The organism is Stenotrophomonas sp. PS02289 (assembly GCF_029960115.1).
Taxonomy (GTDB): domain Bacteria; phylum Pseudomonadota; class Gammaproteobacteria; order Xanthomonadales; family Xanthomonadaceae; genus Stenotrophomonas.
In genome coordinates this window covers 1-8,831 of the sequence record NZ_JASCOZ010000172.1, presented here as the reverse complement: position 1 = coordinate 8,831, position 8,831 = coordinate 1, and the positions used below count along the sequence as shown (strand labels likewise).

Annotated in this window: 10 protein-coding genes and 1 pseudogene; 7 read left to right on the top strand and 4 right to left on the bottom strand. The window is 60.3% G+C overall.

Features of this window, described 5'->3' with window-relative positions:
• Positions 1 to 88: 88 nt before the first annotated feature.
• Entirely contained in the window at positions 89 to 1,126 is a 1,038-nt protein-coding gene (locus QMX83_RS17970) for a LacI family DNA-binding transcriptional regulator (protein WP_282298010.1), read from the bottom strand.
• A gap of 489 nt (positions 1,127 to 1,615) precedes the next feature.
• On the opposite strand from QMX83_RS17970, the gene QMX83_RS17965 reads away from it, so the two are divergent.
• The 4 genes and pseudogenes from QMX83_RS17965 (at position 1,616) to QMX83_RS17950 (ending at position 4,000) form a co-directional block, all read left to right on the top strand.
• On the top strand, positions 1,616 to 1,882 hold the full coding sequence (locus QMX83_RS17965; protein WP_282298009.1) for a hypothetical protein: 267 nt from the start codon (positions 1,616 to 1,618) through the stop codon (positions 1,880 to 1,882).
• A gap of 201 nt (positions 1,883 to 2,083) precedes the next feature.
• A complete protein-coding gene (locus QMX83_RS17960) occupies positions 2,084 to 2,557 on the top strand; it encodes a hypothetical protein (protein ID WP_282298008.1) in 474 nt (157 codons plus the stop codon).
• A 1-nt stretch (position 2,558) separates the two neighbouring features.
• Positions 2,559 to 3,170: pseudogene (locus QMX83_RS17955) on the top strand (hypothetical protein); the annotation flags it as partial.
• A gap of 566 nt (positions 3,171 to 3,736) precedes the next feature.
• Positions 3,737 to 4,000 carry a hypothetical protein gene (locus QMX83_RS17950; RefSeq protein ID WP_282298007.1) on the top strand — a complete coding sequence of 88 codons (264 nt, stop codon included), beginning with the start codon at positions 3,737 to 3,739 and terminating at the stop codon, positions 3,998 to 4,000.
• Positions 4,001 to 4,372: 372 nt separating this feature from the next.
• Here QMX83_RS17950 and QMX83_RS17945 read toward each other — a convergent pair whose 3' ends face one another.
• Positions 4,373 to 4,672: a hypothetical protein gene (locus QMX83_RS17945; protein ID WP_282298006.1), complete on the bottom strand. Its 300-nt coding sequence runs from the start codon at positions 4,670 to 4,672 to the stop codon at positions 4,373 to 4,375.
• A gap of 103 nt (positions 4,673 to 4,775) precedes the next feature.
• Here QMX83_RS17945 and QMX83_RS17940 point away from each other — a divergent pair, with 103 nt between their 5' ends.
• Positions 4,776 to 5,291, top strand: a complete 516-nt coding sequence (locus tag QMX83_RS17940; RefSeq protein ID WP_282298005.1) for a hypothetical protein — start codon at positions 4,776 to 4,778, stop codon at positions 5,289 to 5,291.
• A gap of 42 nt (positions 5,292 to 5,333) precedes the next feature.
• Here the strand turns inward: QMX83_RS17940 and QMX83_RS17935 are convergent, their stop codons facing one another.
• Positions 5,334 to 5,885 (bottom strand): hypothetical protein, encoded by a 552-nt coding sequence (locus tag QMX83_RS17935; protein WP_282298004.1) that lies wholly within the window; start codon positions 5,883 to 5,885, stop codon positions 5,334 to 5,336.
• Between the two features lie 9 nt (positions 5,886 to 5,894).
• Positions 5,895 to 6,446 carry an RNA 2'-phosphotransferase gene (locus QMX83_RS17930; protein ID WP_282298003.1) on the bottom strand — a complete coding sequence of 184 codons (552 nt, stop codon included), beginning with the start codon at positions 6,444 to 6,446 and terminating at the stop codon, positions 5,895 to 5,897.
• A 94-nt stretch (positions 6,447 to 6,540) separates the two neighbouring features.
• On the opposite strand from QMX83_RS17930, the gene QMX83_RS17925 reads away from it, so the two are divergent.
• Positions 6,541 to 8,103, top strand: a complete 1,563-nt coding sequence (locus QMX83_RS17925) for an alkaline phosphatase (protein ID WP_282298002.1) — start codon at positions 6,541 to 6,543, stop codon at positions 8,101 to 8,103.
• A 331-nt stretch (positions 8,104 to 8,434) separates the two neighbouring features.
• Complete coding sequence (locus QMX83_RS17920) at positions 8,435 to 8,713, top strand: hypothetical protein (RefSeq protein WP_282298001.1); 279 nt, start codon at positions 8,435 to 8,437, stop codon at positions 8,711 to 8,713.
• Positions 8,714 to 8,831 lie beyond the last annotated feature (118 nt).

The window sequence follows — 8,831 nt, the reverse complement described above, 5'->3', positions numbered from 1 at the left end:
CCGCCCCCGCGGGCGGCGGGGGCCGCGGGGGGCCGCCGCGGGCCCCCCCCCCCCCCCCCCCCCCCCCCCCCGCTACCGGTAACCCGGCTCACCTATCCTGACGAACGGAAGACTCCCGCACCACCAGCTTCACCGGAATGGTCTGGCTCTCCACCTTCTCGCCCTGGATCAGCGCCAGCAGCTTCTCCACCAGCAGCTGCCCCGCCTGCTTCGTATCCTGCTGCACGGTCGACAGCGTCGGCGACACCGACGCCGCCAGCGGAATGTCATCAAACCCCACCAGCGCCACATCCTGGGGCACCCGCAGTCCGGCTTCGCGCAGCGCCCGCATCGCGCCAATCGCAATCAGGTCACTGGCCCCAAACAGCGCATCGAACTTCTCCCCGCTGGCCAACAACGCCAGGCACGCCTCATAACCCGACTGCTCGGTCGTGATCGCATCACGCTGCAGGGTGGGCACGGCAACCACACCCCGCGCCGCCATCGCTGCCACATATCCGCGATGACGCTCCTCGAATTCCGGGTAGTGGCTGGACGCATGCCCGATGAAGGCAATCCGACGGCAGCCCTGGTCCAGCAGGTGCGCGGTGATGTCATGTCCGCCCTGGAAGTTGTCGCAGCCGATCGACACCCCCGGCTGGTCCGGCAGGGCCGCACCCCAGCGCACGAAATGGGTGCCTTGCTCCACCAGCCGTTGTAGGCGCTCGCGGGACTCGTGGTAGTCGCCGTAGCCCAGCAGGATGATGCCGTCGGCTTTGTTGCTGTCCTCGTAATCGGCCTGCCAGTCGGTGGACAGCTGCTGGAACGAAACCAGCAGGTCGTTGCCGCGCAACGCGCAGGCCCGGGTGATCGAGCCCAGCATGGCGTGGAAGAACGGGTTGATCAGCGAGTCGTCGTTGGTGGGGTCTTCAAAGAACAGCAGCGCCAGCGTGCCCGCATTGCGAAGGCGCAGGCTGGAGGCGTTCTTGTCCACCTTGTAGTTCAGCTCGCGGGCTATGCGCAGGATGCGCTCCCGAGTCTCCGGGTTGACCATCGGACTGCCGCGCAGCGCCCGCGACACGGTCGGCTGCGACACCCCGGCCAGATGGGCGATATCCAGTGAAGTGGCTTTGCCGCGGATGGTCATGGCGGGCAGGGCAAGGACGACAGGGTAAATGATGCCATGAGGCGGGCGGGGGCGTCTGAATTGTGTGGGATGGAGCCTCACACGGGGGCGTTCCACGCAATCCGGGCCATTGACGACGGAATCGAAAAACAAATCTCAAAATCGATTCTGAGGCGCGCCGTCAAGAATTCGTCGCTGAATTGAGCGCAATCGGCACGGAAGACGGAAAAAACATGGCATCCGCGTCATCCCATCGCACGCCTCCGTTGCACTCGACCTATGCTTGCTCGCGGGCCGTTTCCAATCGCTCGCTGTATTGCGCATGGTGGAGTCAAGGAGTCTGAAACCTCCGTTAGAAATGCGATGCCGAATGTTCCATGGTCGGGAGGGTGGCGAAATGCAATACCTTCGCGGAAATACGCCACACCGTTCTTCGCATTCTCTAACGGGTTTCAGCCTCCCGACCCCCTCGCCATCCTGGCGAGGGGTGACTTCCCAAGGAGCAATTCCATGTCCGAAGAAACCCGGCCCAAGCGTCCCCTGCACGTTCAGCGGCCCAAGAGCATCCGCGTCGAAGCGCTCACACATCGCGACGATGACGGTGATCCCGATGGCATCCGTATTCCCTGCGTCAAGCTGCGTGGCATGTGGCTGCAAACAGCCGGCTTCCGCATCGGCGACGTGCTGATCCCGCACCCGATCCCCGGCGGTATCGCACTGACCGTGCGGCCGATGCCGGAAGTGGTCACCCGCCAGACCGTGAAACGTTCGACCTGACGCACACGTCTGCACCTCGCCGAGTGCACGCGGCGGGGATGCAGATCGATTTGCAACAAATCGGATGTTTCTTACAGAACAGATGGCTCAAAAGTGATTACTGCGGTGGTATGCCGCACTAACAATGGAATTGAAGCCCGAACCCCATCTCACTACCACAGGTGTACGATGAACCAAATCATTGAACGGGGGCTCCCCGCCATGAAGCCGATCGATCCCGTTGGACGCAATCCCAGTATTGGTACTTCCGCAGGTTCTACGAAGGCTAAGCGGCCCAAGTCGTCGGTCCACTCACGGAAAAAGACCGACGACGCAGGAACGACCAGAATAGGACTCCCGCATCTGCCGTCGTTGACGAAAGCCCAGATGGAGCAGGAGGGCTGGGCCGGCATCATGGCGCAGGTGACCAGCGTCCCGGCCGTCGTGGTTCCAGGGCATCTGCGCGACGAAGTCGTCATTCTTTCAGCCGAGATGTACGAGCTTCTGGTCAGGCTGGCAACCGGAGATTCCACCGGGGAGATTGCCTCCGATGAAATCGAGAAGGCGCTTCTCCTGGCCCGGGTACAGGCCAAGTGGGACGACCGGCTTGCCGTGCTGAAAGACGGGAAGGTTCTGGAGACTGTGGTGAACAGCCCGCCGCGGCAGGGGAAAATCAAGCCCGGACCGGTGTTCTGACATGCCGACAATACTGGTGTTGGCTGGAGTGAACGGAGCTGGAAAGAGCTCGTTGCTCGGTACGATGCTCCGTGAACAGGGAGCAGACTGGTTCAATCCGGATGCCGTCGCTGACGAGCTCAAGCAGATTGGCGTTGATTCAGGCAAGGCAAACGCGGATGCATGGGAGGTTGGGAAGAATCGGCTGCTGCGAGCAATAGTGGATGGAGAGGACTACGCGTTCGAAACGACCCTTGGGGGGAACACCATTCCCGCGCTGCTCCGGGAGGCAACCGAGGATCACGATGTAACCATCTGGTTCTGCGGACTGGAGAGTGCTGAACTTCATGTCGAGCGTGTGGCGCGGCGAGTGGCCGGCGGCGGGCATCACGTGTCGGCCGATCTGATCCGCGTCAGATATGAGCGCTCGCGAGAGAATCTGATTTCCTTGATGGATCGTTTGACGACGCTTCGTGTCTACGACAATTCGGCCTGCATGGATGAAGAGGGCAGTGCCTTGAAGTTGCTCTTGAATCTGCACAGAGGTGCGATTGCGACACCGGCAAGTCGGGAGGCATTGCGTGAAACGCCAGAGTGGGCGATGCCTATCGTACAGCGCGCTCTGCAGCTCTATCCCCCGGTATGGCTCGAGTTATCGGTGCGTAGCCATTTATGGAGGTGCTTCGCATCGAAAGGCCAGACCGATAGCTCTGATCCAAGCACAGCGCCTCCGAAAGGGATGCTGTGGTTTCTGCCAAGGGCAATGGCCGGCCTCAGCGCTACCGTCAATCAGCGGGCGATGGTCACTTGACGCCGCGGGGGGGCTGCGGTGGCATTCTTTCAATGTGAGCTTCGAATCTGCGAAAGGCTCATGTTGGTCAAGGTAAAGTGCTTTAGGGGAAAGAACATGGCTGCGCTCCCTATGGATGCCAGATTTGTTGCTCAGGAGGTATGTGAGCGGGAGGTGGCTAGGCACTTCTAACGGCGATTGTAGCGAGGATCATGATCAGTGTTGGAATGAACTATCTCCGAGGTCACGGGTATGATCGCGCATGGGCCAGGGAAGCTTTCACCAAAGAGCCATTGAACTTGTCCGCTGGCTTTGAGCTTGTTTGCGTTCAGTGTTAAGTTTTATGTTTGATAGGAATGGATATGGATAGGTATTCGGGAAAGCCATTTCTTCGGCTTTTGGAGTGTTACGTGTTGAGCGCGGTTGGCCTGCTTGATCCCGAGCAGGAGCAGGTGCTGAAGGCAATGGAGCCCAAACTCAGGGAAGTATATGGAGTTGAAGGCGGTTGGTTGGATGTCGTTGCCGCGCAGATGCAGTTTCCTGACTCCCTTCCCCTGCGGATCAAAGCTATTTGGGAGGCGGGTGTTGAAAGTGCGGGGCGACAGGGCTTATCTGTGAATGCTAATGATTTTGCTGTTGCATTCGTGGACGCAAACTTTCAGCCTCGTTCGTGATTCATGATGCAGTTGCATATCGCTGAAGTTTTCTATGAGACTGGCGAGATTAGATTCCGGTACTCTCGCTACCTGTCCGATGATTCAACCCGCTGGATACGTCACGGGTTGTTCCGGGCGTACCATCCCGGCGGAGAATTGGCGTCGGAAGGGAACTATGCAGAGGGTGCCGAGTATGGGCAGTGGCGCGACTACTATCCAAGCGGAACTGTAGCCGCGGAAGGCCAGTACGAGATGGGCGAGGAGGTGGTCGGAACTTGGAGGTTCTGGGCACCTGACGGGACGCTGGAAGTGGATTCTGAGTTGAGTGAGAACAACCGCACTGGTAGTGGTGCTTGAGTCCTTTGAGCACCAGTTTCACAAGGATGCGATTCAGGGCGCAGCGCCGATCTCAAGCAGTTTTCGAGAAGACTCTGGCATAAGTACCTGGCTTCCAGCTGGTACGGAGGTTTCGGGCGTATCCTTCAGCCTGATCTGGATCACGGAGCCACCCGGATTGAAGCGCGTGAGATTGAACTCGGCCTCGGCTTCAAACGGCTCCTGTTCCGGAGGCTTGATCGCCACCTTGGTGCTGAATGGCTTGAAGCCCGGAGGGATTGGAATATCCGGTTCCAGAATCAATCCAACCTTGGGAACGGCGATCGCGTGAGTGACGGTCAGGATGAGGAACATGATTGCCTCTTCGAATGGTTGAAGCGCTCGTCTGATTGATGGTGGTTTGGAGCTTGCTTGCGGCGGTTCGGCAGATCCTGGCTCGGCCAAACATGGAGAGGTCATGAACTACTTGTTGAGAGCGCTTTTACTTGGAATCGCAGCCGGATTGGCTATGGATGCGATGGCTGATGCTCGTTTGGACGTACAGCTAGGACCAGTGAAGGGAAGTGCCAACGCATCTACGGTTGCGCTGAGTCTCGTCAATGTGGGGGATCAAGTGGCACTTGTATCACTTGCTTCGCTTCCCAGCGTCAATGCGCGAGGCATGCTGCTCAATGACGCTTTCGTCGTCAAGAAAGAGAATGCGGGTTCGATTGAGTACATTGGCATCATGTTGGATGAGATTCCCGTCGATCGTGGCTCCGTCCCCATTTCTGCTGGTGGAGCGCTTGTGGTCGAAGTAGAACTTGATAAGAGCTATCGTGTTTCGCCGGGGACTTCATACAACGTTGCGCTGCGTACTCCCATCGCATACGCCAATGCAGACGATTCTGGTGTATCGGATGGGCTTTTAGAACGACGCGGCGTCAAGTGGAACGAAGTGAAGCCCCCACCGCTGCGTATCAACGTACCGTAGGCATACGTTCTGTTTCTGAGGCTAGCCACGCAGGGCGTGGCTCTACCGTTCTTTCAGCATGTTGCAGAACAGCGCGCCCTGTTCGATCGCGTCATCCAGGGCCACGTGGGTATGCGGCAGTTTGTCGAACCAACGCTTGGGCATGTTGCGCTTGGTCGCCGCCCGGTAGTCGGACTTCATCAGCGCCATCGCGAAGGTCTTGATGTCCAGCGCGGAGTGCGAGAACGGGCTTTGCCCGACAAAACGCATCAGGTACCAGTACACGAACAGGAAGTCGTAGCCGGCCGGGTAGCCGACGAAGACGGGCTTGCCCGGTAGCGTCCTGATCCATGCCACGTAACGCTGCATGGCCGCTTCCGGCGCTTCACAATCCGCACGGCAGGCTGCCCAAGCCTTGGGCTGCGTCGCCCACCAGTTCATCGTGTCCGGATGGCCGCTGGCGTCCGGCAGCGTCTCCAGATTCGCGGTGAATGTCCCGATCAGGGTCTTGTCTGCGCGGTAGGCCGCCGATGCGAAGCTGAGCATTGAATGCGGGCCAGGGATGGGGCCGTCGGCCTCGACGTCGGTGCTGAGGTATATCTCTTCCTGAGCCATGTGGGTTCCTTAGTTGTTCACCAGTGCCAGAAACTCGGTGGGTACTTGCTCTACCAGCCATACCCCGTTGTCCGCCTGGAAGAACGCCACGCCCTGCTGATGCAGGCGCACGGCATCCACCTGCAGAATCACCGGTGTGCCATAACGCTTGCCCACTTCGGTTGCGGTGGCCACGTTCTCCGACAGATGCACATGATGCCGCTGCCCGGGGCGCAGGCCTTCCGCCAGAATCGAGTCCAGAAACCGCGTGGCGGTGCCGTGATACAGCACGTCCGGCGGGATTTTGGCCACATGCTGGATGTCCACCGCAGCAGTGGTGTGACCCTGCGCGGCGCGGATGCGCTGCCCGTCCGCTGAAACCGTGAACCGCTTTTTATCGCTGGTGTCGACCACGCGTTGAATGAGTTCGCGGTCCAGCGCCGTCCCGGCCTTGCCTGCCGCGCTGATCAAGGTATCGATATCCACCCAGCCTTCGCTGTCCAGCTCCAGCCCGATGGACTGTGGTTCATGGCGAAGGATGTAGCTGAGGTACTTACTGGTCTCTGTCAGTTGTTTGGTCATGCCGCGCATTCTAGCCAGTACTGTTGGCGCAGCACTGTCACAATGTAACTGTATAACATGCAGGGATGTCTCCGTTTCCATACCCGATCTGCCCATGTCCTTGATCAAGCCCCTGTGTTCTGCGCGCACGCCGCTGAAGTGCGCGTCCGTCATCCTGCTTGCCACTGCATTGGCGGGTTGCCAGTCCGTGCAGCAAGTCGATTCAGCCGCGTCGTCCCCGGCACCGAAGAACATCATCGTCATGATCAACGACGGGGCCGGTTGGGGCACCTGGGATGCCGCCGCCTACTGGCAGTACGGCAGCCGCGAAGGCACGCCGTATGCCGACTTCCCGCAGCGCTTCGGGGTGACCACCTTCCCTCTCAACAGCAGCAGCCAGCCGACCGGCGAGACCAACCAGTCGATCAGCTACGACCCTGCGCGGGCGTGGGACACCACCGAGGTGCCGGCTCCGGACCTGCCGTTCGTGGGCTACCAGTACCTGGCCTCCGTCGCCACCGACAGCGCGGCTGCGGGGACGGCGCTGTCCTCCGGGGTAAAGACCTACAACAACGCCATCAACTTCAACAACAACGGGCAGCCGGTGGACTACAGCGCGCTGTGGGCCAAGCGCCGGGGGATGGCGACGGGCGTGGTGACCACGGTGCCGTTCTCGCACGCCACCCCGGCGGCGTTTGCGGCGCAGAACGAATCGCGCAACAACTACCACGCGCTGGCGCACCAGATGCTGTCGCAGGGGCATATGGACCTGATCATGGGGGCGGGTGGTCCGGGCTTTGATGTCAGCGGCAAGCCGTGCCCGGCCACGCCCAAGGTGGACAGCCTGGACGGCTGCGATACCCAGTGGCAGTACGTCTCGCAGGAAGACTGGCAGCAGCTCCAGTCCGGCACAGCGGTCGGCGGCAACCCGGCAGGCCCGTGGCGCTTGATCCGTAGCCGGCAGGACTTTACCCGGCTGGCGCAGGGCCAGCTGCCCTCCGATCGCCCCTTGATCGGCGTGGCCGAAGTGGCGAACACCCTGCAGCAGGCGCGACAGGATGCAGTACTTGGCCCGGACGGCTCACGTCCCTCCGGCACCAAGGCCGTCGCGTCCGTACCAGACCTGGCCACCATGACCACTGGGGCGCTGGAGTTTTTGAAGCGCCGCTCGGACCAGGGCCTGTTGCTGATGGTGGAGGGCGGGGCGACCGACTGGGCCGCCCATACCAGCGCCTGCGGAACCGAGTGGCATTACGGGGAATGCACCGACCAGCCCCAGTACGGCCGCTTGATTGAGGAAACCGTCGACTTCAACAACGCCGTGGCGGCGGTGGTGAAGTGGGTGGAGGCCAACGGCGGCTGGGAGCGCAACCTGGTGATCGTGACGACCGACCACGACAACAGCCTGCCGATGGGCACCGATGCCCAGCGCGTCGCCTTCGACCCGGTGGTGAACCATGGCAAGGGAAAGATGCCCGGTATGACTTTCCGGCCGACCGGGAATCATTCCAACGCGTTGGTGCCGTTGTGGGCCAAGGGCGTCGGGTCTGAGCGTCTAGCTGGCCGGGTCAAGGGCACTGACCCAGGCTACCGGGACCACGTGGGCCTGAACGACGGCCGCTACATCGACAACACTGACGTGGCCGAGGTGGTGAAGGCGGAGATTGGAGCTCCTTGATCAGCAAACGGGTGGTCAGCGCGACCATCGAGCAGGGTTACACTCGGGCTGGAAGTGGAGATTCCCTAAAGGCGCAGCGAGGCCCATTTTGATAGATAACGCGTCATATGGTCTCGGGATCAGCGGCATATTCATGATGCTCGCGATACTCACTGGATTAATGCAGCCGGCTCACAACCTTTTGGGCGTTCAGTGGGGTCTATTGGGCTTTTGCGCTGCGGCTTGCGTGGTACTTGCTGTTGCTAGGTGGTCGGTAATCCATCGAGGGCGCGGGTTACGTGTCTGTTTCGCAAGTCTCATCTGCGCGTACATGGCGTTGAGCCTTTTTTACATGATGACCTTTGTGATGGCGTGCATTCAGTTCGGTGTGGGAAAAGGACTGTTTGCGTTGCTTGTACTGGGGTTTAGCTTTGGTGTGGCGTATCTTGCATTCAACTCCAGGTCCCGCTTGGGAAGGGCACTAAAAGGGGCATTGGGCGGATTGGCGGCATTTGCTGGAATGTTCGTTATGGGGTCCGATGGCGGGACGTCATTCGCGATTTTCTACTTCTCACCCATGATGTCGCTTGCTTGTGCTTTGCTCATCTACGTCGTAGTGAAGGACTGCTGAAGCAAGCGGGTATAGGCGAGAGCCGGGCGAGCCCGACAGCTTTTGGCGCGGTGCAATGACGTAGAGCCGGGCTTGCCCGGCTGCATTTGGCGCGGTGCGAAGAGCAGCCGGGCAAGCC

Coding starts and splice junctions, on each gene's coding strand:
- QMX83_RS17970 (WP_282298010.1), bottom strand. CDS start 1,126: ATGACCATCCGCGGCAAAGCCACTTCACTGGATATCGCCCATCTGGCC.
- QMX83_RS17965 (WP_282298009.1), top strand. CDS start 1,616: ATGTCCGAAGAAACCCGGCCCAAGCGTCCCCTGCACGTTCAGCGGCCC.
- QMX83_RS17960 (WP_282298008.1), top strand. CDS start 2,084: ATGAAGCCGATCGATCCCGTTGGACGCAATCCCAGTATTGGTACTTCC.
- QMX83_RS17945 (WP_282298006.1), bottom strand. CDS start 4,672: ATGTTCCTCATCCTGACCGTCACTCACGCGATCGCCGTTCCCAAGGTT.
- QMX83_RS17940 (WP_282298005.1), top strand. CDS start 4,776: ATGAACTACTTGTTGAGAGCGCTTTTACTTGGAATCGCAGCCGGATTG.
- QMX83_RS17935 (WP_282298004.1), bottom strand. CDS start 5,885: ATGGCTCAGGAAGAGATATACCTCAGCACCGACGTCGAGGCCGACGGC.
- QMX83_RS17930 (WP_282298003.1), bottom strand. CDS start 6,446: ATGACCAAACAACTGACAGAGACCAGTAAGTACCTCAGCTACATCCTT.
- QMX83_RS17925 (WP_282298002.1), top strand. CDS start 6,541: ATGTCCTTGATCAAGCCCCTGTGTTCTGCGCGCACGCCGCTGAAGTGC.
- QMX83_RS17920 (WP_282298001.1), top strand. CDS start 8,435: ATGATGACCTTTGTGATGGCGTGCATTCAGTTCGGTGTGGGAAAAGGA.